General features: G+C 72.3%; 27 protein-coding genes, 1 other RNA gene and 2 pseudogenes. 17 read left to right on the top strand and 13 right to left on the bottom strand.

Translation table 11 applies throughout. The features are described from left to right. Positions 1–59: 59 nt before the first annotated feature. A complete protein-coding gene (locus tag ACFW48_RS00535; RefSeq protein ID WP_386309007.1) occupies positions 60–227 on the bottom strand; it encodes a hypothetical protein in 168 nt (55 codons plus the stop codon). Between the two features lie 97 nt (positions 228–324). Then, positions 325–1,491 carry a hypothetical protein gene (locus ACFW48_RS00530; RefSeq protein ID WP_386309005.1) on the bottom strand — a complete coding sequence of 389 codons (1,167 nt, stop codon included), beginning with the start codon at positions 1,489–1,491 and terminating at the stop codon, positions 325–327. A gap of 198 nt (positions 1,492–1,689) precedes the next feature. Here ACFW48_RS00530 and ACFW48_RS00525 point away from each other — a divergent pair, with 198 nt between their 5' ends. From ACFW48_RS00525 to ACFW48_RS00515, 3 genes are read left to right on the top strand one after another with little or no spacing between them, the layout of a single operon-like run. Further along, positions 1,690–2,556 (top strand): Nif3-like dinuclear metal center hexameric protein, encoded by an 867-nt coding sequence (locus ACFW48_RS00525; protein WP_386309002.1) that lies wholly within the window; start codon positions 1,690–1,692, stop codon positions 2,554–2,556. Then, entirely contained in the window at positions 2,553–3,296 is a 744-nt protein-coding gene (locus tag ACFW48_RS00520) for a C4-type zinc ribbon domain-containing protein (protein ID WP_337303862.1), read from the top strand. The genes ACFW48_RS00525 and ACFW48_RS00520 overlap by 4 nt, the downstream gene beginning before the upstream one ends. Positions 3,297–3,342: 46 nt before the next feature. Next, positions 3,343–4,665, top strand: coding sequence for a bifunctional RNase H/acid phosphatase (locus ACFW48_RS00515; protein WP_386310220.1), 1,323 nt, complete (start codon positions 3,343–3,345; stop codon positions 4,663–4,665). On the opposite strand, the gene eda is transcribed toward ACFW48_RS00515, so the two are convergent. The 4 genes from eda to ACFW48_RS00495 all read right to left on the bottom strand — a co-directional run bounded on the left by eda (position 4,640) and on the right by ACFW48_RS00495 (position 7,600). Next, on the bottom strand, positions 4,640–5,308 hold the full coding sequence (gene eda, locus ACFW48_RS00510; protein ID WP_386309000.1) for a bifunctional 4-hydroxy-2-oxoglutarate aldolase/2-dehydro-3-deoxy-phosphogluconate aldolase: 669 nt from the start codon (positions 5,306–5,308) through the stop codon (positions 4,640–4,642). The genes ACFW48_RS00515 and eda overlap by 26 nt on opposite strands. A 93-nt stretch (positions 5,309–5,401) precedes the next feature. Then, on the bottom strand, positions 5,402–6,184 hold the full coding sequence (gene yaaA / locus ACFW48_RS00505; protein WP_386308998.1) for a peroxide stress protein YaaA: 783 nt from the start codon (positions 6,182–6,184) through the stop codon (positions 5,402–5,404). Positions 6,185–6,227: 43 nt separating this feature from the next. Further along, on the bottom strand, positions 6,228–6,842 hold the full coding sequence (locus ACFW48_RS00500) for a hypothetical protein (protein WP_386308995.1): 615 nt from the start codon (positions 6,840–6,842) through the stop codon (positions 6,228–6,230). Further along, positions 6,839–7,600: a MerR family transcriptional regulator gene (locus tag ACFW48_RS00495; protein WP_386308993.1), complete on the bottom strand. Its 762-nt coding sequence runs from the start codon at positions 7,598–7,600 to the stop codon at positions 6,839–6,841. The genes ACFW48_RS00500 and ACFW48_RS00495 overlap by 4 nt, the downstream gene beginning before the upstream one ends. A 173-nt stretch (positions 7,601–7,773) precedes the next feature. On the opposite strand from ACFW48_RS00495, the gene ACFW48_RS00490 reads away from it, so the two are divergent. The 4 genes and pseudogenes from ACFW48_RS00490 (at position 7,774) to rnpB (ending at position 10,521) form a co-directional block, all read left to right on the top strand. Further along, on the top strand, positions 7,774–8,343 hold the full coding sequence (locus ACFW48_RS00490) for a Uma2 family endonuclease (RefSeq protein ID WP_386310218.1): 570 nt from the start codon (positions 7,774–7,776) through the stop codon (positions 8,341–8,343). Positions 8,344–8,370: 27 nt separating this feature from the next. Further along, positions 8,371–9,201, top strand: coding sequence for an AraC family transcriptional regulator (locus ACFW48_RS00485; protein ID WP_386308991.1), 831 nt, complete (start codon positions 8,371–8,373; stop codon positions 9,199–9,201). A gap of 20 nt (positions 9,202–9,221) precedes the next feature. Next, positions 9,222–10,001: pseudogene (locus tag ACFW48_RS00480) on the top strand (DMT family transporter); the annotation flags it as partial. Between the two features lie 118 nt (positions 10,002–10,119). Then, positions 10,120–10,521: RNase P RNA component class A (rnpB, locus tag ACFW48_RS00475), an RNA gene on the top strand. Positions 10,522–10,618: 97 nt separating this feature from the next. Here rnpB and ACFW48_RS00470 read toward each other — a convergent pair. Beyond that, a complete protein-coding gene (locus ACFW48_RS00470; protein WP_386308989.1) occupies positions 10,619–11,443 on the bottom strand; it encodes an HAD family acid phosphatase in 825 nt (274 codons plus the stop codon). A gap of 270 nt (positions 11,444–11,713) precedes the next feature. On the opposite strand from ACFW48_RS00470, the gene ACFW48_RS00465 reads away from it, so the two are divergent. Continuing rightward, on the top strand, positions 11,714–12,679 hold the full coding sequence (locus ACFW48_RS00465; RefSeq protein WP_386308986.1) for a hypothetical protein: 966 nt from the start codon (positions 11,714–11,716) through the stop codon (positions 12,677–12,679). A gap of 56 nt (positions 12,680–12,735) precedes the next feature. On the opposite strand, the gene ACFW48_RS00460 is transcribed toward ACFW48_RS00465, so the two are convergent. Next, a complete protein-coding gene (locus tag ACFW48_RS00460) occupies positions 12,736–13,134 on the bottom strand; it encodes a hypothetical protein (RefSeq protein WP_386308984.1) in 399 nt (132 codons plus the stop codon). A gap of 118 nt (positions 13,135–13,252) precedes the next feature. On the opposite strand from ACFW48_RS00460, the gene ACFW48_RS00455 reads away from it, so the two are divergent. The 5 genes and pseudogenes from ACFW48_RS00455 (at position 13,253) to ACFW48_RS00435 (ending at position 16,061) form a co-directional block, all read left to right on the top strand. After that, positions 13,253–13,855 (top strand): hypothetical protein, encoded by a 603-nt coding sequence (locus tag ACFW48_RS00455; RefSeq protein ID WP_386308983.1) that lies wholly within the window; start codon positions 13,253–13,255, stop codon positions 13,853–13,855. Further along, positions 13,852–14,622: a hypothetical protein gene (locus ACFW48_RS00450; protein WP_386308981.1), complete on the top strand. Its 771-nt coding sequence runs from the start codon at positions 13,852–13,854 to the stop codon at positions 14,620–14,622. Before ACFW48_RS00455 ends, ACFW48_RS00450 begins: the two co-directional genes overlap by 4 nt. 6 nt (positions 14,623–14,628) lie before the next feature. Next, positions 14,629–15,273, top strand: coding sequence for a hypothetical protein (locus tag ACFW48_RS00445; RefSeq protein WP_386308979.1), 645 nt, complete (start codon positions 14,629–14,631; stop codon positions 15,271–15,273). A 145-nt stretch (positions 15,274–15,418) separates the two neighbouring features. Then, complete coding sequence (locus ACFW48_RS00440) at positions 15,419–15,676, top strand: hypothetical protein (RefSeq protein ID WP_386308976.1); 258 nt, start codon at positions 15,419–15,421, stop codon at positions 15,674–15,676. A gap of 11 nt (positions 15,677–15,687) precedes the next feature. Next, positions 15,688–16,061 (top strand): annotated as a pseudogene (locus tag ACFW48_RS00435) (hypothetical protein). Positions 16,062–16,132: 71 nt separating this feature from the next. Here ACFW48_RS00435 and ACFW48_RS00430 read toward each other — a convergent pair. After that, positions 16,133–17,182 (bottom strand): LLM class flavin-dependent oxidoreductase, encoded by a 1,050-nt coding sequence (locus ACFW48_RS00430; protein ID WP_386308974.1) that lies wholly within the window; start codon positions 17,180–17,182, stop codon positions 16,133–16,135. Positions 17,183–17,524: 342 nt separating this feature from the next. Here ACFW48_RS00430 and ACFW48_RS00425 point away from each other — a divergent pair, with 342 nt between their 5' ends. Both ACFW48_RS00425 and ACFW48_RS00420 read left to right on the top strand, forming a co-directional pair. After that, a complete protein-coding gene (locus tag ACFW48_RS00425; protein ID WP_386308971.1) occupies positions 17,525–18,523 on the top strand; it encodes a glycoside hydrolase family 11 protein in 999 nt (332 codons plus the stop codon). 34 nt (positions 18,524–18,557) lie between these two features. Then, on the top strand, positions 18,558–19,547 hold the full coding sequence (locus ACFW48_RS00420) for a polysaccharide deacetylase family protein (protein ID WP_386308969.1): 990 nt from the start codon (positions 18,558–18,560) through the stop codon (positions 19,545–19,547). A 47-nt stretch (positions 19,548–19,594) separates the two neighbouring features. Here the strand turns inward: ACFW48_RS00420 and ACFW48_RS00415 are convergent, their stop codons facing one another. Both ACFW48_RS00415 and ACFW48_RS00410 read right to left on the bottom strand, forming a co-directional pair. After that, entirely contained in the window at positions 19,595–19,939 is a 345-nt protein-coding gene (locus ACFW48_RS00415; RefSeq protein ID WP_386308967.1) for a MazG-like family protein, read from the bottom strand. 45 nt (positions 19,940–19,984) lie between these two features. Then, on the bottom strand, positions 19,985–20,527 hold the full coding sequence (locus ACFW48_RS00410; protein WP_386308965.1) for a DoxX family protein: 543 nt from the start codon (positions 20,525–20,527) through the stop codon (positions 19,985–19,987). 145 nt (positions 20,528–20,672) lie between these two features. Here ACFW48_RS00410 and ACFW48_RS00405 point away from each other — a divergent pair, with 145 nt between their 5' ends. Then, positions 20,673–20,999, top strand: a complete 327-nt coding sequence (locus ACFW48_RS00405) for a nuclear transport factor 2 family protein (RefSeq protein WP_386308963.1) — start codon at positions 20,673–20,675, stop codon at positions 20,997–20,999. Between the two features lie 101 nt (positions 21,000–21,100). On the opposite strand, the gene ACFW48_RS00400 is transcribed toward ACFW48_RS00405, so the two are convergent. Beyond that, positions 21,101–21,919, bottom strand: a complete 819-nt coding sequence (locus tag ACFW48_RS00400) for an SDR family oxidoreductase (protein WP_386308962.1) — start codon at positions 21,917–21,919, stop codon at positions 21,101–21,103. Between the two features lie 132 nt (positions 21,920–22,051). On the opposite strand from ACFW48_RS00400, the gene ACFW48_RS00395 reads away from it, so the two are divergent. After that, complete coding sequence (locus ACFW48_RS00395) at positions 22,052–23,716, top strand: alkaline phosphatase D family protein (RefSeq protein ID WP_386308960.1); 1,665 nt, start codon at positions 22,052–22,054, stop codon at positions 23,714–23,716. On the opposite strand, the gene ACFW48_RS00390 is transcribed toward ACFW48_RS00395, so the two are convergent. Continuing rightward, positions 23,703–24,719: a Gfo/Idh/MocA family protein gene (locus ACFW48_RS00390; RefSeq protein WP_386308958.1), complete on the bottom strand. Its 1,017-nt coding sequence runs from the start codon at positions 24,717–24,719 to the stop codon at positions 23,703–23,705. The genes ACFW48_RS00395 and ACFW48_RS00390 overlap by 14 nt on opposite strands. Between the last annotated feature and the right edge of the window lie 5 nt (positions 24,720–24,724).

Genomic DNA, 24,724 nt, shown 5'->3' with positions numbered 1-24,724 from the left:
CCGGAGCCGCTTGCCCGCTTCTTACTTCGTGTGCCGTTGCCTTGCCTCTCGACGCGCCGTCAGGCCGCCGTTTCGGACTCTTCGGCCGGCTTGCGGTGGCGGCCCCGTGGGGTCGCCACGCCGTCCTGGCTGGAGACCGGTCCTCGGTGCCGGCCGTGGCCGGTGTCGGTCTCGCGAACGTCGGCACCGTCGGCCTGCATCGGCTGGGTCGTGCTGGCGTCGTTCATCGGAAGGAATTCACCCCGTCAACATGATCTTTCCTACAGCCGGGCGAGTGTAACCGGCACACCTCGGCCCGAATCCAGGCGGCCACGCCAACCGGCACTACTTCGTTACAAGCCGTGCCAGCGGGGCCTGTTGCAGGGGTACGGGGCGCTGCGGAGCGGGCGGCGGAGTGTCCGTCTCCTCGGGTTCGCCGGGCTCGCCCGGAGCCGTTTCCTCCGCATCCTCCGCCCGCTCGCCGCCCGATTCGGGTGCGCTCAGCCGCGCCACGCCGCACGGCGACCGCGGTGTGGAGCACGGCAGACGCAGCTCCCCGTCCGCGGTCCACAGCCCGGCGCCCGTCAACCACCCCTCGGGAGCCGGCAGATGACGCACCCGCCGCTCGGCGGGCCGCCACACCCCGAGCCAGCTGCCGAACGCGCCGTCCACGCGCAGCGCCACCGCGCAGCGCTCCGGCGTCAGCGCTTGGCCGGGCTGGATCGCGAACGGCGTCACGACGCAGTCCGGCAGTCGCAGACACTCCGGGAAGCGCACCGGCAACGTGCTGCCCAGCACCCCCCAGCCGAGCCGGTCCTGTCCCGGCGAGGGCGCGTCCGAGCGGATCAGCACCAGTCCGCTGTCCGGATCGGCCAGCAGTATCCGGTCGTCGCTGTCCGCGGCGATCTGCAGCAGCGGCGACACGTCGCCGCCCCGCTCCAGGTCCACCACGACCGCCTTGGTGCGGCCGCCGGTCTCCCGGTCCACGGCCAGTAGCCGGCCCGTGCGGTCCAGCCAGGCCCCGCCCGAGCAGCGGCCGGGGATCTCGGCGAGCCGCTCGGGCCCGAAGGCGCCGCCCGCGACCTGCCACAGCACCGTCGAGCGCGGGCCGACCGCGAGGGCGTACGCCCGCTCGCCGCCCGGGGCCGGCGGCAGCAGGCGCAGCGCGGTGGTGTCCGCCGGGCACTCGACCGCGCCGAGCGGCAGCTCGCCGGTGCCGGGCCCGGTCGGGTACAGCAGCGCGAAGACGTGCCGTCCGGCCGCGACGCGGTGGACCAGGACCCGTCCGTCGCCCATCGGCTGCACCTCGGTGCCGGGCTCCTCCGGCTGGTTGCCGGGCAGCGGTACCGCGTACGGCTCGGGGCCGTCCAGGGTCCAGCGCTCCGGATACCAGGAGTCTCCGCTCAGGGCGAGTCGCGCGGCGTAGGCGCCCTCCGCGGTGATGCTGCAGCCCGCCCGCGGGGGGCCGCCGTTCCCGGGGTCCGCCGAAGGCTCGATCGCACAGGCCGTCATCGTTCGGTCACCTCCGGCGACGAAGCTAGTTTTCGCACGCACGGGCGGGGGACCGGCCGCCGTACCCATCACACGTACGTGTGGCACAGGAACGATTCGGCTGAGGGGAGGGCGGGGTCTGTGCTGTGCCGGAGCGGGGCGGTGACGGGGGCACGCTGCGGGTACAACGGCACAGATCAGCCAGGTAGCCTTGCCTACGTGCCCCGTCTGTCAGAAGTCATCGCCGCGCTGGAGAACCTGTGGCCCGCCGAGCGGGCCGAGTCCTGGGACGCGGTCGGCACCGTCGTGGGCGAGCCCGACCAGGAGGTCTCCCGGGTCCTGTTCGCCGTCGACCCCGTCCAGGAGATCGTCGACGAGGCGGTGAGGCTGGGCGCCGACCTGCTCGTCACCCATCACCCGCTGTACCTGCGCGGGACGACGACGGTCGCGGCGTCCACCTTCAAGGGCCGCGTGGTGCACACGCTCATCAAGAACGACATCGCGCTGCACGTCGCCCACACCAACGCCGACACCGCCGACCCGGGCGTCTCCGACGCGCTGGCCGGCGCCCTCGACCTCCGCGTCGTACGCCCCCTCGTGCCGGACCCGGGCGACCCCGACGGCCGCCGGGGCCTGGGCCGGGTGTGCGAACTGGAGCATCCGCTCACCGTCCGCGAGCTGGCCGCCCGCGCCGCCGAGCGGCTGCCCGCCACCGCGCAGGGCATCCGCGTCGCCGGCGACCCGGAGGCGACCGTCCGCACGGTCGCCGTCAGCGGCGGCTCCGGCGACAGCCTCTTCGACCACGTACGGGCGGCCGGCGTCGACGCGTTCCTCACCGCGGACCTGCGCCACCACCCGGTGTCCGAGTTCACCGCGGATCGTGCCCACAGTCCCCTCGCGCTGCTCGACGCGGCGCACTGGGCCACCGAGTGGCCCTGGTGCGAGCTGGGCGCGGCCCAGCTCGACGAGATCTCCGACCGGAACGGCTGGGACCTCCGGGTCCACGTCTCCAAGACGGTCACCGACCCCTGGACCGCCCACGCGGCGTCCGCCCCGACCTCCGACACAATGGGAGCCCCCAACTGAAAGCCGCGCCCGCCGACCAGATCCGACTCCTCGACGTCCAGGGCCTCGACGTGCGGCTCCAGCAGCTCGCGCACAAGCGCCGGTCCCTGCCCGAGCACGCCGAGATCGAGTCGCTGACCAAGGACCTCACGCAGCTGCGCGACCTGCTCGTGGCCGCGCAGACCGAGGAGAGCGACTGCGCCCGCGAGCAGACCAAGGCCGAGCAGGACGTGGACCAGGTGCGCCAGCGCGCCGGCCGCGACCAGCAGCGCCTCGACTCGGGTGCCGTCACCTCCCCCAAGGACCTGGAGAACCTCCAGCGCGAGATCGCCTCCCTCGCCAAGCGGCAGGGCGACCTCGAGGACGTCGTCCTGGAGGTGATGGAGCGCCGCGAGTCCGCGCAGGAGCGGGTCGCCGAGCTGACCGAGCGGGTCGGCGCGGTGCAGGGGAAGCTCGACGACGCCGCCGCGCGCCGGGACGCGGCCGTCGAGGAGCTGGACGGCGACGCGGCCTCGGTCACCAAGGAGCGCGAGGTCATCGCGGGCTCGGTCCCCGACGACCTGCTGAAGCTCTACGACAAGCTGCGCGAGCAGCAGGGCGGCGTCGGCGCGGCCAAGCTGTACCAGCGCAGCTGCCAGGGCTGCCGCCAGGAGCTGGCGATCACCGAGCTGAGCGAGATCCGCTCGGCGGCGCCCGACACGGTCGTCCGCTGCGAGAACTGCCGCCGCATCCTGGTGCGCACGGCCGACTCCGGGCTGTAGGGCAGGTTCGGTGGCAGGCTCGGTGGCGGCTTCGGCGGCCGGTCCGGTGCGGGAGTTCGTCGTCGAGGCCGACGGCGGGTCGCGGGGCAACCCGGGGCCCGCGGGCTACGGGGCCGTGGTGCTGGACGCGGCGACGGGGGAGACCCTGGTCGAGGCCGCCGAGTACCTCGGGGTCGTCACGAACAACGTGGCCGAGTACCGGGGCCTGCTGGCCGGCCTGCGCGCGGCGAAGGAGCTGGACCCGGACGCGGCCGTTCACGTGCGGATGGACTCCAAGCTCGTCGTCGAGCAGATGTCGGGCCGCTGGAAGATCAAGCACCCGGACATGAAGCCGCTGGCGGCCGAGGCGGCGCGCGTCTTCCCGCCGGGGCGGGTGACGTACGAGTGGATCCCCCGCGCGAGCAACAAGCACGCCGACCGCCTGGCCAACGAGGCGATGGACGCGGGGGCGCGCGGCGAGCAGTGGTCGCCGTCCCTGTCGACGGCGGAACCGGACGCGGCCGACGCCCGGGCCGCGGCCGACGCGGACACGGAGCGGGGCGCCCCCGAGCCCGGTGACGGTGCCGCCGTGGGCGAACGTATCGCTCAGTCGGCCCGGACAACCCCTGAGCCCACCGGGGTCCCGCGCCTCTCCGCCGACGCCTCCGCGGACGCCGACGCCGACGCCTCCGCCGACACCGCGGCCGACGCCGACGTGCGGGCCGCGAAGACCGTGGCCTCGCCCGGCTGGGGACCGCCCGACATGGGCGCCCCCGCCACCTTCGTCCTGCTCCGGCACGGCGAGACGCCCCTCACCCCGCAGAAGCGGTTCTCCGGAAGCGGCGGCAGCGACCCGTCCCTGTCGGCCGTCGGCCGGGAGCAGGCCGAGAAGGTCGCCGCGAGCCTGGCCCGGCGCGGCACGATCCAGGCGGTCGTCGCCTCGCCCCTGGCCCGCACCCGCGAGACCGCCGGCATCGTCGCCGCCCGCCTCGGCCTGGAGGTGACGGTCGAGGAGGGCCTGCGGGAGACCGACTTCGGCGCCTGGGAGGGGCTTACCTTCGGCGAGGCGCGCGAGCGGTACCCCGACGACCTGGACGCCTGGCTGTCCTCCCCGGACGCGGAGCCGACCGGCGGCGGCGAGAGCTTCGCGACGACCGGCGCGCGGGTCGCCGCGACCCGCGACAAGCTGGCCGCGGCCTACGCGGGCCGCACGGTGCTGCTGGTCTCCCACGTGACACCGATCAAGACGTTCGTACGGCTGGCCCTGGGCGCCCCGCCCGAGTCGCTGTTCCGCATGGAACTGTCGGCGGCGTCGCTGTCGGCGGTGGCGTACTACGCGGACGGCGGCGCCAGCGTCCGGTTGTTCAACGACACGTCCCACCTGCGCTGAGCCCCGCGGCCTCCCGGGCGAGCCGCTCCACGCGCTCCCAGTCACGATCGGCCACCGCGTCCTTCGGGAGCATCCAACTGCCCCCGACGCAGCCGACGTTGGGCAGCGCCAGGTACTCCGGCGCCGAGGCCGGCCCGATGCCGCCGGTCGGGCAGAAACGGGCCTGCGGCAGCGGAGCGGCGAGTGCCTTGAGGTAGGCGGTGCCGCCCGCGGCCTCGGCCGGGAAGAACTTCATCTCCCGCACCCCGCGCTCAAGGAGCGCCACCACCTCCGAGGTGGTCGACACCCCCGGCAGGAACGGCACCCCGGACGCCCGCATCGCCTCCAGCAACCCGTCCGTCCACCCCGGGCTGACCAGGAACCGCGCCCCGGCCGCCACGACCTCCCCGACCTGCTCCGGCGTGATGACCGTGCCCGCGCCGACGACCGCTCCCGGTACCTCAGCGGCGATCGCGCGGATCGCGTCGAGGGCGACCGGCGTCCGCAGCGTCACCTCGATCGCGGGCAGCCCGCCGGCGACGAGCGCGCGGGCGAGCGGCACGGCGTCGGCGAGGTCGTCGACGACCACGACGGGAACGACGGGGGCCAGATCCAGCACCGACGGCGTCGAGGCGTGCGGGGAGGAGGGCAGCGGTGAGCTCATGACCTCATCGTGCCGTCGGGAAGCAGTACGTGCAATAACCGTTGCGACATACGCAACACTACGCAGCGGCACGTGACGGCCGACTCAGTGATCTCAGTGGATCTCCGCCACCAGCACGTCCAGCGACCACGGCTTACCCGCCTTCGCGGGCGCCTCGGCCTCCACCTCGTACCCCAGGTCCCGCAGCGCCTCCACCAGCTCCGCGGGCCCCTCGGGCGCGGTCCCGGACGCCAGCAGGCTCCGTACGATCCGCCCCTTGGTCGCCTTGTTGAAGTGGCTGACCACCTTGCGGGTCGGAGCGTGCAGCACCCGCACGGTCGCCGTCCGCCCGGCGACCTCCCCCTTCGGCTTCCACGCCGCCGCGTACGCCGACGAACGCAGGTCCAGCACCAGCCGGTCCCCGGCCACCTCGGGCAGCACCTCGGCCATCGGCGTCCGCCAGTACGCCCCCAGCGCCCCGAGGGCGGGGAGCTTCACGCCCATCGAACACCGATAGGACGGAATCCGGTCGGTCACCCGCACCGCGCCCCACAGCCCCGAGAACACCAGCAGCGAACGGGCGGCCCGCTTCTTGGCGGCCGGGTCCAGCGAGGCCAGGTCCAGGGCGTCGTACAGCACACCGGTGTAGATCTCCCCGGCCGGACGCGCCCCCGCCGTCCGCAGCTCCGTGTTCTTGGCGACCTCGCCGCGCAGCCCCTCGCTGAGCCCGAGCACCTCGCGCGCCTTCTCCTCGTCACCGGCGCACAGCTCGACCAGTTCGCCGAGCACGGTCTCCCGGGCCGCGGCGAGCCCCGGCAGGGACAGCGACTCCGGCTTCAGCGGGGCGCCCCGGCCGGACGCGGCCTTCCCCTCGGACGGCGGCAGCAGGACAAGCACACGTACTCCTTCACTCCGAGCTCCCAAGCTCCCGGACTCCAGGTCAGGGTACGGCGTACCCCTCCCGCGCCCGCTCGACGGCCCGTACGAGACCGCCGGGGTCGTCGGCGTGGCAGCGCACGACGCGCACCTCGCGCCGCCGCCCGAAGAAGGTGACGTGGGTGACGGGCTCGGCGAGACGGACGGTCACGGAGGTCTGGGACCCGACGGCGAGATCGAGTTCACCGTCCACCCGGTCGTGCGTGGTCCGCAGCTCGCGGCGCACGGAGGCGATCCGCGCCAGCGGTACCCGTACGTCGACGTGCACGGCCCGGCGTATCCGCAGCGTGCCGCCGCCCGGATCCAGGACGTGCGGACGGACCACGGACGCGGCGTGCAGCCCGACGACGAAGACGACGGTGTACACGTCCAGCACCAGCACCACGTGGTGCACGGTGGGCCAGTCCCACAGCAGCACGGACATCATCACGGACTCGATCACGCACACGAACCCGAGGCCGAACATCATCGCGCCCTGCCCCCGCGAGTACCCGAAGGCCGACCCGCCGGCCGCCGCCCCGTCGGTCCGCCGCGCCGCCCACAGCCACAGGCTCGCCAGCAGCCGCAACTCGTGCCGCACCAGGAGGTACGGGAGCGTGACGAAGGACGGGCCCCTCACGACCGCCGCCCCCTCGACGCGATCTCCATGGCCCGCCGGATCGCCTCCGCCTGCCCGGGCGCGAAATCGGCGTACAGGGCACCCAGGAAACCGCCACCGGTGTCCAGTACGACGTCCTCCTCGGGCAACAGCTCAGCGGGCAGGCAGTCCGCGAGCACCCGGGCCGCCTCCGCCACCCGCGGATCGTCGGCGCCGGCGTCCGCCAGCTCGTCGAGCAGCGCATAGGCGGCATGGGCCCGCGCCACCGCCTCCGGGGAGCCCAGCGCGCCGCGCAGCGTGGCCAGCAGCCGCTCCCGGTCCTCCGGCGCCACGGTGCTCTCCAGGAGCGCCAGCATCTCCCGGTCCCGGACGGCCATGGGTGAGCCGGAGACATCCCCCATCCCGGCGAACAACTCCGCCAGCTCCGGCGAGACCGGCCCCTCGGCCGGCAGCCCGCCCTCCGCCTCCAGCAGCGCCCGCAGCCGCGCCCGCCGCTCCCGGATCGCCGCCTCCTGCCGCGCGAGATCCGCGTCCAGTTCCTCCAGCACCTCGGCCAGATCCTTCCCGGCCTCGTCCGCGAGCACGTCCCGCACCTCCGCCAGGCCGAGCCCCAGCTCGGTCAGCCGCCGGATCCGCGCCAGCACGACGACGTGCCGCAGGGTGTACGTCCGATAGCCGTTGGCCAGCCGTTCCGGCTCGGGCAGCAGGCCCTGGTGGTGGTAGTGCCGCACGGTCCGCGTGGTGACGCCGACGGCGTCGGCGAGTTCTCCGATCCGCATGACCTCAGTAGAAACGTTGACGTTGCGACAGGGTCAAGCGGCGTGGCTCCGGCTTCGGACGGTGGGCGTGATCGTGTGCCACGATCGAGGGAACGGTCCCGATCTCATGGACAGGTGATCAGCCGATGTCCCAGTCTGGCGAACGACCGAAGGAGGGGCGTGACATGACTGCCATGGCCCACGAGCCGCTGACGCAGGCGGAGGTCCTGCTGGAGGGGTTCCTCGCCCTGGACACGCCGGAAGGCTTCCGGGCCGAGCTGATCGAGGGGGAGATCGTTGTGACGCCGCCGCCGGACGGGGATCACGAGGACTACATCAATCTGATCGTGAAGCAGGTGATCAGGAAGTCCCGGACCGACATGGACTTCTCCGGGAACAAGGGCCTGAAACTGCAGAGCGGAGGCGCCTGCCCGAAAGACCACGTGATCCCGGACGGCACCTTCGCCCCGACCGAGCTGCGGCTCTACCGAGGCGCCGACCCCTGGATGCCCTGCGAAGGTGTCGCGCTGGTCCTCGAGGTGACTTCCACCAAGCCTCGGGCCGACCGAGAGGCCAAGCGCCGCTGCTACGCCCGTGGAGGCATCCCCCGCTACCTGCTCGTCGACCGCGAGGCATCGTCGATCACGCTGTTCAGCGACCCGGAGCAGGACGACTACCGCGAGCACCGCACCCACCCCCTCGGCAAACCCCTCGCCCTCCCCGCCCCCTTCGCCTTCGAACTGGACACCGCCGACTTCCTCTGATCCCGTTGGGGCAGGGGGTGGGGAGCGGTGGACGCGCGCGAACAGGCAAGGTGGACCAGGGCCCGGCTGGGAACGGACGGCCCGCCCCTCGACCTCCTCACCGCACGGTTCGACCGCCACGTCTACGCCCCGCACGCCCATGACGAGTTCACGGTCGGCGTCACCGTCGGCGGCCTGGAGGTCATCGCCTACCGGGGCGGGCACATCCACTCGGGCCCGGGATCGATCGTCGTCCTGGAGCCCGGCGAAGTGCACACCGGCGGCCCGGCAGCCCCCGACGGCTACTCGTACCGCGCCCTGTACGCGGCCCCGAACCTCCTCACCGACGGCACCCGCGGCACCCGCCTCCCACACTTCCGGCAGCCCGTTCTGGAGGACCCGGAACTCGCCGCCGCCCTGCGCGCCGCGCACACGGACCTGACCCGCCGCCCCGACCCCCTGGAGGCCGAGTCCCGCCTCCCCTGGCTGCTCACGGCCCTGGCCCGCCGCCACTCGGTGGCCCGCGCGACCGACGACACCGTCCCCGGCGCCGACCGCATCGCCCGCGTCGTACGCGACCGCCTCGCCGACGAACTCCTCGCCCCGCCGTCCCTGGCAGCCCTCGCCACGGACCTCGGCCTGTCCCGCTACCAACTCCTGCGCGCCTTCCGTACGACGACGGGGATACCGCCGTACGCCTGGCTCGCCCAGCACCGGGTGGCCAGGGCGCGCGGGCTCCTGGACGCGGGCCTGCGCCCCGCCGAGGTTGCGGCACTGGTGGGCTTCGCCGACCAGGCACACCTGACCCGCTGGTTCCGCCGCGTACTGGGCGTGACCCCGGCGGCGTACCGCAACAGCGTTCAAGACGGCACCGCCTGACCCGGCCGAGACTCGGCCGCATGACTGCACGCGGCTGGTTTCTGTTCTCCCTGATGGGAGTGGTCTGGGGCGTCCCCTACCTGATGATCAAGGTGGCGGTGGACGCCGTGTCCCCGTCCGGGGTGGTGTTCACGCGCTGCGCGCTGGGCGCCGCCATCCTGCTCCCCTTCGCCCTGCGCAAGGGAGGTCTGCTCCGCACCGTGGGGACCCACTGGAAACCCCTCCTCGCCTTCGCCGTCATCGAGATCATCGGCCCCTGGTGGACCCTGACCGACGCCGAACGCCACCTGTCCAGCTCGACCGCGGGCCTGCTGATCGCGGGCGTACCGATCGTCGGAGTCCTCCTGGCCCGCCTCTCCGGCGACACCGAGCACCTCGGCGTACGGCGGCTCGCCGGCCTCGGCCTCGGACTGGCCGGCGTCGGCGTCCTCACCGTCCCGCACCTGACCGGCGGCGACGCCCGCTCCCTCGCCGAGGTACTGCTGACGGTGGTGGGCTACGCCACGGCCCCGTTGATCGCCGCCCGCCACCTCAAGGAGGTCCCGTCCCTCCACCTCACGGCGTCCTGCCTCACTCTCGCGGCCGTCGTCTACGCTCCCGCCGCCATCGCGTCCCGCCCGGACACCCTCCCCTCCACGGAGGTGCTGGCCGCCCTCGCGGGGCTGGGCGTGGTCTGCACGGCGGTCGCGTTCGTCGCCTTCCTGGAGCTGATCAAGGAGGCCGGCCCGACCCGGGCCACGGTCATCACGTACGTCAACCCGGCGGTCGCGGTCACCGCCGGAGCCCTCTTCCTGGACGAGTCCCTGACCCCCGGCGTCATCGCCGCCTTCGCCCTGATCCTCACGGGCTCGGTCCTGGCGACGGCGGCCACCGGACCGAGCCGGCGCGCACGCCCGGTACCATGGTCGACACGGCAGACGAGCCGGGCGGGCGGCCGCGTGGAGTCCCTTGCGGGACTTCCCGAGGAACGTCCGGGCTCCACAGGGCAGGGTGATGGCTAACGGCCACCCGGGGTGACCCGCGGGACAGTGCCACAGAAAGCAGACCGCCGGAGGCTTCGGTCTCCGGTAAGGGTGAAACGGTGGTGTAAGAGACCACCAGTGCCCAGGGCGACCTGGGCAGCTAGGTAAACCCCACCCGGAGCAAGGTCAAAAGGAGACACCTCGGTGTCTCTGCGCGGACGTACGAGGGCTGCCCGCCCGAGTCCGCGGGTAGACCGCACGAGGCCGGCGGCAACGCCGGTCCTAGATGGATGGCCGTCGCCGGCGGGCCCGCGAGGACCCGCCGGAACAGAACCCGGCGTACAGCCCGACTCGTCTGCCGCCCCTTGTGGCTTCGCCTCGGACCGTGGTGGGTGGGCGGGGTGGTCCAGGCCGGGAAGCGACGCCGCCCGGATCCCGCAGGTGCGCGTCGGCGGTCAGTCGACGAAGTACGACGGGTTCGGGAGCTTGTACAGCTTGTCGGCGTAGCCGCCCTTGAGGTCGGAGTACTGGTCGCCGAAGCTGCCGATGATGTCGTAGCCGGTCGACTCGATGTACTTCCGGGTGCCCGCCTTGTACTGCACGGTGGTGCAGTTCCAGTCCTCGGCGGTGGCACAGTCGCCCAGGTAGGACGGCGGATTGGCCTTGTTCTTGAAGAACGCGTGGTCGGCGTCGAGTTCGGTGTCGACACCGACCTCGGCGAGGTTCTCGACCGCGGCCTCGCGCTTGTCCTCACCGAGGCCGGTGAGGAAGAAGACCTCGACGCCGTGGTCCTCCGCGTATGCGATCAGCTCGGGCACACCGAAGACGGCCGGGCGGTCGGCCCGGTCCACGTACTCGCTCCACGTGGTGTTGTTGTACGTGTAGTTGGTGCGCTTCTCGTAGTCGATGCTGAGCAGCACTGTGTCGTCGATGTCGAGGACGATCGCGGGTCGGTCGTCCTTCGCCCGGCCGGAAGTGGCCGCCTGGCGCTTGATGTCGCGCTTGGCCTTGGCGAGGACGTCGGCGACGTCCTTGGCGTAGTCGCTGTCCGCGGACGCTCGGTAGACGCCGTCGTCGTCCTGGGTGATGCCGTAGTAGGCGTCGATCTCGGCGACGAGCTGCCCGATGTTGTGGGGTTCGTTACCGCTCTTCGCCTCCGTGATCCTGGAGGCGGGGGCGCCGGTGTCGGTACCGGCGGTGGCGGTGCCGGTGCCCCACAGGGCTCCGCCGGCGAGGGCGCAGGCGGTGGCGATGCTCGCGGCTCTGAAGGACTTGCGCATGGATGATGTCTCCGGATCCGGCCTGAACGGCCATGAGAGCAGGGCGTACCAGGCGGCAGGGAGACGGCCTGCGCACCAGGTCGCCCTATGTCTACGCGCGTCGCCTTCAGGGTGGCAAGACTCTTTGCCCATCGTTTACGCGATGGCTCGGCGGCCGTCCGGACCGCCCGTCGGTCACGTGGTCGCGCCCCTTGCGGGGAGGCCGGGCGGGCCGCTACGTTCCCGGCCAACTCGATCATCTACGCGCGTCGCCTCGCCAGGGAGAGCTCCATGAGCATGCGTAAGGCCGTCCTGACCACCACCGCTGTGCTGGGCGCGGGAGTTGCCGTGGCCGCCACCACGGGAGCGACCGCGGCACGCACGAGTGGCGCGCCGGCGCTCGCGGCCACCGGATGGCAGCAGGTCGGACCGGACATGAGGAGCGGCGTCAGCGGATTGGCCGTCACCTCGCACGCGGGCAACACCTACCGCGCCCTGATCGCGCTGGACAACAAGCGCCCCGGAGAGCAACGCATAGCCCGACTCACCCACCGTCACGGCGAATCCGGGCGCTCGGTGGTTGTGCGGCCACTCGACTGGAGGGGCGGTGCCGAGCCGATCGACCTGGAGGCGCTCGAAGCGGTGCCGGGCACCTCCGACGAGTACCTGGCCGTGGCGAGCCGGGGCCTCGTCTACCACCTGGAGGTCACCGACGACGGGAACGCGGTCGAGGTCCGCGATCTCTCGCCGCTGCCGGCGATCGGCCAGGGCGACAACTTCGAGAGCCTCGCGCTCGTTTCACGGCACGGCAAGCTGGCGGCGGTCTGGGCCGACCGGGGCGAGGGCGACGACCGAGCGGCGACGCTCTACGCGGCACCCCTGTCGTTCAACAGGTACGGGGAGTCGGTGTTCGGCACCGTGACGAAGGCCGCCTACCGGGCGCCGTATCCCACAGGTGACGTCCGGCACGCCTCCGACATCTCTGTCACCGACTCGGGCAGGCTGCTGATCGCCTCGGCGTCCGACGAGGGGGACGACGGGCCGTTCGACTCGGCGGTGAACGACGCGGGCTCGGTGTCGCTCGATCGCTCGGGCCGGGTGCGGCTCACGGTCGCCAAGTCGCCCGAGGTCCTCCGGAAGTTCAAGGACCACAAGGTCGAGGCCGTGCACTGCGTGTCCGGCTCGGACGTCGCGGTCCTCGGCGCGGACGACGAGAACGCGGGCGGCGCCGTCAGGACGGCTCGTATCTGCGACTGATCACCCGGCTGGGACCGGGAGCCGGTCCACAACCAGCCCGACTGATCCCACCTCCCTCAGACGGGCTCCGGAAGACGACCAAGGTGCTTGATCACACGCTCCCGCAGCAGGAGGTACTCCGCCCAGCGCCGGGGCAGCGGGCCCGGCAGGCGCTCGACGACACGTGCAGCGGTGACGGTCTGCCCCCGCTGGAACTGCTCACGCGTCAGATCGAGCTGGACACCGCTCGGCAGCCGGTTCCACCAGTGGAAGCCGTGCTGGGACCCGTCAAGGTGCACCTCCCCGACCATGAGATCACCACCGAAGACGTCGTTGACGATCAAGGCCGTGACATCACAGTGCCCCCAGGCCGGGTTCCCTGCCTGCCAGTCCGCCTGATCGTCGGGGGAACAGGTATCGGCGGCCCAGCCGGCTCGCAGGGCCTTGTCGAGATCGAGCAGGTTCCAGGGGATCATGCGGCCAGCTTCCCAGCCACCACCGACAACGAAGCTGACTCGGCCGGCCACGCCCTGCCGCCCGACGGGAAGCGGTTGGGCTCTCGCGACCGCACGTGCGTCAGACGCTCGCTCCGACATGACTGTCTCCCCGCCCCTCGACGTCTCCGCCTTGCGGGAGCCGCTCGGTTCCGTCCTGCTGTACGCGCCGACCGACTGGTTCGACCTGCTCGCCGACGGTCACGACGAGGAGGCCGCACGGGCGCGCTGCGCCGACCTGATCAATCGCAGCTACCCGCACAAGGCCATCGGTCTGCGCCAGGCCTACACCGACGCGCTGACGGCCTGGCGGCGGGTCCTCCTGAACCAAGGCGTGATCACCCACGGCGTCGTCGCGGTGCCCGAAGGCGAGTACGGCAGGGCCGTGTGGCAGATCAGCGCCGGAGTCGTCGAGGTGCCCGCGGCCAACCAGGACGTGAACCTCGGTGAGGTGCTCGCGCGGCATTTCGCGAAGACCGAGCCGGACGCGGGCGACGGGGCCGGGGCGGCCCGCCCCCTGGCGAAGCTCGGACTCGCCGTCTGCCTGGCCTGCCCTCCCGGTGGCGGCCGTGGACTCCTGGTCGTGGGTACCTGCCTGGACGCAGAACAGGTGCTGGCGATGGCGAGCATCGTGGCCCTCATCGCAGGAAAGTCGACCTTTCTCGAAGACCCGGAACCCGCCGAGGACGGTGCGTCGTCATGAACCCCGGAAACCCGCCGGACCTCCCCCCGGACCCCCGGACACTGAGCTGGTACGACCGCGCGGCGCTCCTGACCGCCCGCGCCGCGGCGACGGACGTCCTTGACCGGCGCGGTATGGCGCTGCGGAACATGCTGTGGGCCTGGCTGGCCACGGCGCTGATCGCGGGAGGCTGGCTCGTCGCGTGGGTGGGGCTCGGCTGGTACCTCGGCCTCGACGGTCCGGAAGACGCGGAGCTGCTGGTGGCCGTAGTGCTGGTGGTCGTCTCGCTCCTGGCCGCCGGAGCGGGCGCCGCGGGGCTCGTGCGCGTGGTGCGGCGGGGCCGTATCGAGCAGAGGTTGTTGGAGGCCTGGTCGGCGCTCGACCGCCTGCCCCCGGCCCGCTCGCTCCCTCCAGGGAACATCCCGCAGCCGCTCGCCTCCACGTGGGACCTGATGCGCGCGGGGCAGCCCTGGAAGGACACCGTTCCGCTGGACGGGCGCCGGTACCTGGTGTTCCTGTCCGGGAAGTCGCTCGTGTGGATGATGGCACCCGTCGTACCGTTCCTGATCGGCGCGGTCCTGGTGCTCGTCGCCCTGACGGGAGACCTCGGCCAGGGCGACGGTGCCGCCTGCGTCCAGGTGGGCGTGGCCGGCGCCGGCGTGGTGATCGCGGCCGTCGGCCTCTGGGGTGTGGGCAAGGGAGTGCGGCACTACGCGTGGGCACTGCGGGAAGCCCGGGCGAGGGTCTCGGAGGAGAAGACCTGGCCGGTCGTCCCTGCGCGGTGGTAGGTGGTGATGGCAGGCCCCCAGTGGCTCGACAGGCTGGAACGGCGGTATCCGGCGCCGCGCTTCTATGCGTGCGTGGCGGTCCTGGCCGCTCTTGACGGCGTCATGCTCTCCGGGGTCGTCGGCCGCTGGCTCGTGTTCCCCGGCCTGGCGGGGGCGCTCGGGCTGCTGTGGTTGATCGCGGTGCACACCGGCCAGCGGATGGCCCTGGCGCTGGTGTTCCTCCTCTCCGCCGCAGGGCTCTTCGTCCTCGGTCTGTTCCTGATCCAGGACCGGGCCCTGCAACAGCGCGGCGAGTGGGTCGACGCTGTCGTGACGTCCACGGAGCAGACCAGGGTCAACTCGACCTGTGAGTTGCGCGGGAGCGACGGCACCCGCTTCGCGGGCCCGGCCGGTGGCTGCCGTGGCGCGCGGGCCGGAGACCGGGTCCGGGTCTTCTTCGACCCCGAAGGTGAGGTGCCGTCCAGCTGGAGTGCGCCCCACGTCGCCAGGTGGGTCTGGTTGGCGGCCGGGACCAACGTCGTCTTCACCGCGTGCGTGCTCCGCGCGGCCTTCCTCGGCCTGCGCGGGAACCGGCATGCCGGGGCACAGGGACCCGGCACAAGTGGGGGTCGGCCTGCGCCGCCGCCACACGACCCTCCGGCTCATCGGTGATCATTCGGGTGCTGGCACGAAGCAGGCGGGAGATCCCCAACGCCTCGGCCACGGCGATGGCTTGCCGAGTGGATGCGCCGACGGTGGACGGGTACGTACCCGTACCCGTACCCGTACTCTGGGCGGCTCAGACCGAGGAGGCACCATGGCCGACGCCAACGTCCGCATCCCCGCAGAGGCCCGCGACAGGCTCGCCCGGATAGCTTCCTCCGAAGGCATGTCATTGCGGGGACACCTCTCCCACCTCGCCGAGACGCTGCTCACTCCCGAGGAGCGGGTGGTGAGGGCCGAAAGGACCCGCGTCGCCCTGCGGGAGTGGAACGGCTACGACCCGAGCGCGAGCGAGCAGGCGGCTCTCGACGCGGAACTCGACCGGCGGCTGAGTGAGGCGGGCGCCAGGTGACGACCGAGCCCCTGCACATCGTCCTGGACGACACCGCGATGGTCGCGGCCGGCAAGGGCGATGTGCTCGCCTCCCGGCTGATTCACCGTGCCCAGGCCGAGGCGGGCTGGTTCCTCTACGCCCCGGCCTGCGCCTTGGTCGCGGCGGACCGGGTTTGGCCCGGCACGGCACGGCGGAGCACCTTGCCGCGCTGCCCGGTATCACCGTGCTGGAGCTGGACCTGTCCACCGTCCGCGCCGTAGCCCGCGAGACCTCCTGGGCCCCGGCCCACACGCGGTACGCCGCCGAGCCGACGGCCGAGCGGCCGAGCGGCGCGGTGATCGCCACCACCGAACCCGAAGCGTGGAGGGGGCAGCCCGTACGCCTCATCGACCTCGGGCCCTGACCTCGGCGTCGCCCCCTCCCTGCTGCCCTCCGCGCGGTCACCTCGGACGGGTGGTTCGACAAGCCCCCGGCTCAGGCGAACGCCGGCATCACCCGGTCCTGGATGAGCCGCAGCTGCGTGTTCACGTCCGCCGCCTCCGTCAGGTCCCGGCCCGTGAACGCCTTCACCAGGGTGCGGTCGGTGATCGCGCAGATCATGTGGTTCACACCGCTGGGGGCGATGTCCCGCTCGATCTTCTCCCGGCATTCCTCGGGCGTGCCTGCGACGGAGAGGCGGTCGGCGATCTCCGGGGTGGTCAGTTCGATGCCGCGCGCCAGGTCGCCGGCGCCGATCGCGTCGATGACCGGCTTCAGCTCGGCCGGGTCCACGCCGTTGCGGAGCAGCTGCTCCTCGGGCATGGAGGACGCGTAGATGCCGACCATGCTGCGGGCCGCCTCCTTGGCGGCCGCCGAGTCGGGGCCGGTCGCGAAGACCACCCAGGCGCCGATGTCCAGGGAGCGCCAGTCCTTGCCGGCGCGCTCGGCGCCCGCCCGGATGTGGTGCACGGCGTAGTCGTAGGCCTCGCGGGTGTAGCTCAGGGCGTGGTGGCAGCCGTCGGACAACTCCCCGGCGGCCTCGAAGGACTTCGGTCCGCGCATCGCGCCGAGCTTCAGCGGCAGTCGGCTCTGCACGGGCCGGGCGAACGTGAACAGGCCGTCGTAGGAGAAGAATTCGCCGTCGTGCGTGATCGCTCCCTCGTCGAGGAACGTGCGCATCACGTGCAGGGCTTCCTTGACGCGGGAGAGCGGCCTGGTGCGGGCCCAGTCGATGCGGTACTGGGCGAGGAGGCCGAAGTTGCCGCTGGACAGGACGCCTTCGGCGCGGCCGTCGGTCAGTTCGTCGAGCGTGGCGAGGGCCTGGGCGATCAGGGTCGGTTCGCGCAGCGTCACCGGGGAGACGCTCGGGCCGAGGCGGATGCGGCTGGTGCGGCCGGCGGCCGCGGCGAAGAGGAGCCAGAGGTCCTTGTGCCAGGTCTCGTCGGCGGCGTAACAGGCGTAGAAGCCCAGCTCGTCGGCTAGTTGGATGGACTCCAGGGAATCGGCCAGGGGGTAGTCGGGGAGCATGGCGTAGCTGAACTTCACGGGCGCACCTTCCGGTGTGGGAAGCGGTGTGCGGCTGTCTGGTGTCCTGCCTCCCCGAGGATCTGTGGTCCCGCCCGCCGTTGTCCAGAGGACCTCGGCCCGTCGAAACATTCGGTGAGGCTGGCTGCGATTTCTGATCATGGCATTGCGGGCCTTGTGGCTGGGTGGGTTTTTCTTGGTGTGAAGCTGGGTTGAGCTGCTCTTGCTGTCGGGTCTTAAGCGATGTGGCAGGTCGAAGGTTTCGAAAGATTTACCGAAACTGTTGACGGCCGACGGGTGCGGGCCAACACTGGCGCCGTTGTCACACCCCCACGGGACCCCCACGGAGAGGAAGCACCCGTCATGAACGTGCTCGTCCGACCCGGGCGTCGCAGAAGCGGCTCCGTCACGCTGTTCGTCAGAAGTGCGTGGGCCTTCGCGCTGGCCGCCCTCGCCGCGATGCTGCTGCCGGGCACCGCCCACGCCGGCACGGTCGTCACGACCAACCAGGAGGGCACCAACAACGGCTACTACTACTCGTTCTGGACCGACAGCCAGGGCACCGTCTCCATGGACATGGGGTCCGGCGGCCAGTACAGCACCTCGTGGCGCAACACCGGCAACTTCGTCGCGGGCAAGGGCTGGAGCAACGGCGGACGCCGGACCGTGCAGTACTCGGGCACCTTCAACCCGTCCGGCAACGCGTACCTGACCCTCTACGGGTGGACGTCGAACCCGCTCGTCGAGTACTACATCGTCGACAACTGGGGCACCTACCGGCCCACCGGCGAGTACAAGGGCACCGTGACCAGCGACGGCGGTACCTACGACATCTACAGGACGACCCGCTACAACGCGCCCTCCGTGGAAGGCACCCGCACCTTCGACCAGTACTGGAGCGTGCGGCAGTCCAAGCGGACGGGTGGCACCATCACCACCGGCAACCACTTCGACGCGTGGGCGCGGGCCGGGATGCCGCTGGGCAACTTCAGCTACTACATGATCATGGCCACCGAGGGCTACCAGAGCAGCGGCAGCTCCAACATCACCGTCGGCGGTACGGGCGGCGGCGGCGGTGGTGGGGGCGGCGGCGGTGGTGGTTGCGCCGCGACGGTGTCCGCCGGGCAGCGGTGGGGTGACCGGTACAACCTCAACGTCTCGGTGAGCGGGGCGAGTGACTGGACCGTGACGATGAACGTGCCGGCCCCGGCGAAGGTCATGTCCACCTGGAACGTCAACGCCAGTTATCCCAGCGCGCAGACGCTGACCGCCAAGTCCAACGGCAGCGGCAACAACTGGGGGGCCACCATCCAGGCCAACGGCAACTGGACCTGGCCCACGGTCTCCTGCAGCGCCGGCTGACCCCGGACCCGAGGAGTGAGGAGGACCCACCTGTATGCGTAGCAGAACCCGTCCCTCGTTAAGTTCCCTGGTCACCGGGGTGGCCGTCGCCACGCTCGCCGCCGCGGGAACCGTCGTCGCCGACGCCGCTCCGGCACGGGCCGCCGCCTGCAACGGCTACGTCGGGCTCACCTTCGACGACGGCCCCTCCGGCAACACCCAGGCCCTGCTCAACGCGCTCAAGCAGAACGGGCTGCGGGCCACCATGTTCAACCAGGGCCAGTACGCGGCCCAGAACCCGTCCCTGGTCCGGGCCCAGGTCGACGCCGGCATGTGGGTCGCCAACCACAGCTACACGCACCCGCACATGACCCAGCTCAGCCAGGCGCAGATGGACTCCGAGATCTCCCGGACCCAGCAGGCCATCGCGGGCGCGGGTGGCGGTACGCCCAAGCTGTTCCGGCCGCCGTACGGCGAGACCAACGCCACCCTGCGGTCGGTCGCGGCCAAGTACGGGCTGACCGAGGTGATCTGGGACGTCGACTCGCAGGACTGGAACAACGCCAGTACCGACGCGATCGTGCAGGCCGCCTCCCGGCTGGGCGACGGCCAGGTCATCCTCATGCACGACTGGTCGGCCAACACCCTCGCGGCCGTACCGCGCATCGCGCAGACGCTGGCAAGCAAGGGGCTGTGCGCCGGCATGATCTCGCCGCAGACCGGACGGGCCGTCGCTCCCGACGGGAGTGGCGGCGGCGGTGGCGGCGGCGGTGGTGGCGGTGTGTGCACCGCTACGCTGTCCGCCGGGCAGCGGTGGGGGGACCGGTACAACCTCAACGTCTCGGTGAGCGGGGCGAGTGACTGGACCGTGACGATGAACGTGCCGTCCCCGGCGAAGGTCATGTCCACCTGGAACGTCAACGCCAGTTATCCCAGCGCGCAGACGCTGACCGCCAAGTCCAACGGCAGCGGCGACAACTGGGGTGCCACCATCCAGGCCAACGGCAACTGGACCTGGCCCAGGGTCTCCTGCACCGCGGGCTGACCGGCACATGGAGGTCCGGGCCCGGGGCGTCCCCGGGCCCGGTACCGTCACGTCTCCGACGACAGCGACCGCCCCGCCACCCGTGCCAGGTGCCGCGCGAACACCTCCCGCGCCTGAGGCGTCAGCGTCCGCAGTACCACCAGCGCCGTGATCACGACGTCGCACAGCTCGGCCTCGACGTCGTCCCACGTGTGGGTGATGCCCTTGCGGGGGTTCTGGCCGGTCGCGCCGATCACCGCCTCGGACACCTCGCCGACCTCCTCGGACAGCTTCAGCATGCGTAGCAGGAGGCCCTCCCTGCCGCCGACGCTTTGGTCGGCCTCCAGCCACTTCCACAGGTCGTCGATGGTGTTCCAGAGGTCGGGGGGCGTGCCGCCGCGGTCGTCGCTCATGCGGGGCAGCCTGCCACGGAGGCCGGGCCGGTCAGGACCGGTACGTCAGTCGAACAGTGGTTCCTGCTCCCCCTCCGTCGCCTTCCGTACCCGCCTGTTCCGGGCTCCCACGACGACCGCCGTGGCCGCGGCCGTCGCCGCCAGGGCGGCCGGGACCATCCAGTTCCGGTTGACCGCGTGGCCCAGCGCGTGGTCCAGCGAGAGGCGGCCGGGGCCCGTGACCGCGAGGCCGGCGGCGGTCAGGCCGAGGGACACCGCGTACTCGTAACCGCCGGCCTGGGCGAAGAAGCCGTTCGGGGCGTGCACCGCCGCGGCGCCCACCATCGCGCCGGCCGCCGCCGCGCCCGCGGCCGGGGTGGCGAGGCCCAGCGCCAGCAGCGTTCCGCCGCCCGCCTCCGCGAGGCCGGCCGCGGTGGCGCTGGCCCGGCCCGGCGTGTAGCCCATGGCCTCCATGGCCTGGCCGGTGCCCTCGATGCCGCCGCCGCCGAACCAGCCGAGCAGTTTCTGCGCGCCGTGCGCGGCCAGGACGCCGCCGGTCCCCAGGCGGAGCAGCAGCAGCCCGAGATCACGCCGGTCAGAACAGTTCACGTCGACTCCCTCGCACGCGGTGGCGGCTCACCTCTCCACCGTCGCCCGCCCGCGCCGCGCGGGCCCGCCGCGGGCGCCGTTCGGGTGGTGGGCCGGGTGGCGGGCCCGGGTGGCGAGGGCCCGGAGCCGGTGTGACGCTGCCGCCATGACGATTCAGACCACGCGACTCAGCGACCCGGCCGTCCGCGCCTTCGTCGCCGCCGTCAACGCCCACGACCGCGAGGCCTTCCTCTCGCTGCTCGCCCCGGACGCCACCATGGCCGACGACGGGAACGACCGGGACCTCGCCCAGTGGGTCGACCAGGAGATCTTCTCCTCCCACGGGCACATGGAGGTCGACAACGAGTCGAACGGGGGTCGCGCCCTCCTCGCCCGCTACAGCAACGACACCTGGGGTGAGATGCGTACGCGGTGGGACTTCACGGTGAACGAGGAGGGCCGGATCACGCGGTTCGAGACCGGGCAGGCGTAGCCCGGTCCCGGGGCCGCGCGGCACGACCCCCACCGGCAGCCGTTCCGCCCACCGGTGGGGGCCCCGCGGTCCCACGGGACCCACCACCCGACGCGGTGGGCTCAGCCGCGTCCCACGTACGGCATCGCCGTCGCCATGACCGTCGCGAACTGCACGTTCGCCTCCAAGGGCAGCTCCGCCATGTGCCGCACCGTGCGCGCCACGTCGGCGACGTCCATCACGGGCTCGGGTGCCGTCTCCCCGTTGGCCTGGAGCGCGCCGGTCTGCATGCCGGCCGTCATGTCGGTCGCCGCGTTGCCGATGTCGATCTGGCCGACCGCGATGCCGTAGGGGCGGCCGTCCAGCGACAGTGACTTGGTCAGGCCCGTCAGCGCGTGCTTGGTCGCCGTGTACGCCACCGAGTGCGGGCGCGGCGTGTGGGCCGAGATCGAGCCGTTGTTGATGATCCGGCCGCCCTGCGGGCTCTGCTCCTTCATCTGCCGGTACGCCGCCTGCGCGCACAGGAACGCGCCGTTGAGGTTGGTGTCCACCACGTGCCGCCAGGCCTCGTAGGGCAGGTCCTCGACCGGCACACCGCCCGGACCGAACGTCCCGGCGTTGTTGAACAGCAGGTCCAGCCGCCCGAAGCGGTCGCGTACGGCGTCGAACAGGGCCGCCACGTCCTCGGGGCGTGACACGTCGGCGCGGACGGGGAGCGCCGTCGCACCGCCCCCGGGGGCGTGTGAGGCCGCGCCGCCCGCTGGGGCCTGTGCGGCCGTCTCCTCCAGTGTCTCGACGCGCCGGCCGGCGAGGGCCACCGACCAGCCGGCCGCCAGCAGTTCGACGGCGACCGCCCGGCCGATGCCGGAGCCCGCGCCCGTGACGACGGCCACTTTCTGTGCGCCGACGTTTTCCTCGTCGGCGGTTCTCACGGTGTTCATGAGTCGGCAGCGTACGCGTGGCGAATCATGCGGAACTCATCCATCCGACATGGGATCGCCATGTCCGCGCCAAGCCAGGGACGTCCCCGGCCATTCGAATGCCCCATGCAACCACTGCATGGGGAGGAACGGATGACACCCGCGAACCACCAGGCCCAGGCCCCGTCCCAGGCCCAGCCCTCGCACGCGCCCGAACTCCGCGCCGCCGCCCGCCACCTGGGCCGCCGCCGCTTCCTGACCGTCACCGGCGCCGCCGCCGCGCTCGCCTTCTCCGTGAACCTGCCGGCCGCCGGTACCGCGAGCGCCGCCGAACTCGACGCGGCACAGCTCACCGAGGACCCCTTCACGCTCGGCGTCGCCTCCGGCGACCCGCAGTCCGACTCCGTCCTGCTGTGGACTCGCCTGGCCCCCGCCCCGTACCAGGCCGACAGCGGCCTGCCCGCCAAACGCGTCGACGTGGGCTGGGAACTCGCCCTCGACGAACGGTTCCGCCGCGTCGTCAGGCGGGGCAAGGCCACCGCCCACCCCGAGTTCCACCACACCGTGCACGTCGAGGTCGGCCACCTCGCACCCGGCCACGTCTACTACTACCGCTTCCGCGTCGGCCGCTGGGTCAGCCCGGCCGGCCGCACCCGCACCGCGCCGCCGCGGCACAGCCGGGTCTCCGACCTCACCTTCGGCGTGGTCTCCTGCCAGAAGTACGACGAGGGCTACTACACCGCGTACAAGCACCTGGCCCAGGAGGACGTCGACGTCGTCTTCCACCTCGGCGACTACCTCTACGAGTACGCCGTCGACGACGCCGCCGGCCAGCGCGCCTACCCGGCCGGCACCCTGCCCTCCCTGTTCAAGCGCGAGACGGTGACCCTGGAGGACTACCGCCTGCGGTACGCCCTCTACAAGTCGGACCCCGACCTGCGGGCCGCGCACGCCGCCCACCCGTTCGTCGTCACCTGGGACGACCACGAGACCGAGAACAACTACGCCGACGAGACGCCGGAGAACAGCGTCCCGCCGGAGGAGTTCCTCATCCGCCGGGCCGCCGCCTACCGGGCCTACTGGGAGAACATGCCGCTGCGCCGCCCGCAGCTGCCCGACGGCGCCGACCTGAAGCTCTACCGCCGCCTGCACTGGGGCCGGCTGGCCCAGTTCGACGTGCTCGACACCCGCCAGTACCGCTCCAACCAGGCCTACGGCGACGGGTGGCAGTTCCCCGGTCCCGAGTCCGAGGACCCGAGCCGCACGCTGACCGGCGACGCCCAGGAACGCTGGCTGATCAACGGCTGGCACCGGTCGAACGCCCTGTGGAACGTGGTGCCCCAGCAGGTCACCTTCTCGCAGCGGTACAACATGACCACCACGCCGTCCAAGGTCTCCATGGACTCCTGGGACGGCTACCCGGCCTCCCGCGAGCGGGTGCTGGCCGGCGCGCAGGCCGCCGGCGTCGAGAACCTCATGGTCCTCACCGGCGACGTGCACGTCTCCTACGGCTTCGACATCAAGCGCGACTTCTCCGACCCGGACTCCCGGACCGTGGGCACGGAGATCGTCACCACCTCCGTCACCAGCGGGCGCGACGGCGCGGAGAAGCCGTCCAACTGGGACACCCTCATGACCGCCAACCCGCACCTGAAGTTCTTCAACGGGCGGCGCGGCTACGCGACCGTGTCACTCGGCCGGAAGTCGGCGCGCGCCGACTTCAAGACGGTGCCCCACGTGACCACGCAGGGCGCGCCGCTGACGACCGCCGGGTCCTTCGTGACGGAGGTGGGGGAGCAGGGGCTCAAGCCGGCGTGACCGCACGCTCCTCGCCGGGGTAGCGGACGCCGACGCGGTCCCGGATCGCGTCGAGCGTCCGCATCACGGCCAGGGTGCCGTCGAGCGGGACCAGCGGGGACTCGGTCTCACCGGCACGCAGAGCGCGCATCACCTCCCGGGCCTCGTGCTTGAGGCTGGCCCGGGGGCCGTCGGCCGCGTCGGCCCGGAACTCCTGCGGGTCCTGGCCGTCCCGGTGCAGCACGAAGTGGTCCGGGAAGAAGAAGCCGTACGGGACGTCGACGCGGCCCTTCGAACCGGTGACCGAGGCGGAGTTGGGCGTACCGCCGGTGATGGAGCAGTGCACCGAAGCGAGAGCGCCGCTCTCGTAGGAGAGCAGTGCACCCGTCTGGAGATCGACGCCCTCGTCGGAGAGCACCGCTCGCGCCGCGATGTCCGACGGCTCACCGAGCAGCAGCTGGGCGAACGACACCGGGTACACACCCAGGTCGAGCAGCGCGCCGCCGCCCTGCGCGGGGTCGCGGAGACGGTGCGCGGGCGGGAAGGGGCCAGCCAGCCCGAAGTCCGCCTGGACGCTGCGGACCTCGCCGATCGCGCCGTCGTCGACCAGTGACTTGAGCCGCCGCACCAGCGGGTTGCAGTACATCCACATCGCTTCCATCAGGAAGCTGCCGCCGTCCCGGGCGAGCGCGACCAGTTCCTCCGCCTCGCGCACGTTCAGCGTGAACGGCTTCTCGCACAGCACGTTCCGCCCCGCCTCCAGACACAGGCCGGCGGCCGTCCGGTGCGCCGAGTGCGGGGTGGCGACGTACACCACGTCGACGTCCTCGTCCCGCGCCAGCGTCTCCCAGTCGCCGTAGGCCCGCGGTATCCCGAACCGCTCCGCGAACGCCTTCGCCGACGCCTCCGTCCGCGAGGCCACCGCCACGACCTCCGCGTCCGGCAGATCGACCAGATCCGCCGTGAACGTCGCCGCCATCCCGCCGGTCGCCAGAATCCCCCAGCGCACCTTCTGCCCGGTCACCGCTG

Source organism: Streptomyces sp. NPDC058812 (assembly GCF_042744565.1).
Lineage (GTDB): Bacteria > Actinomycetota > Actinomycetes > Streptomycetales > Streptomycetaceae > Streptomyces > Streptomyces thinghirensis.
Note: the sequence above shows the minus strand (reverse complement) of the source record. Positions and strands in the feature narration are given on the sequence as shown.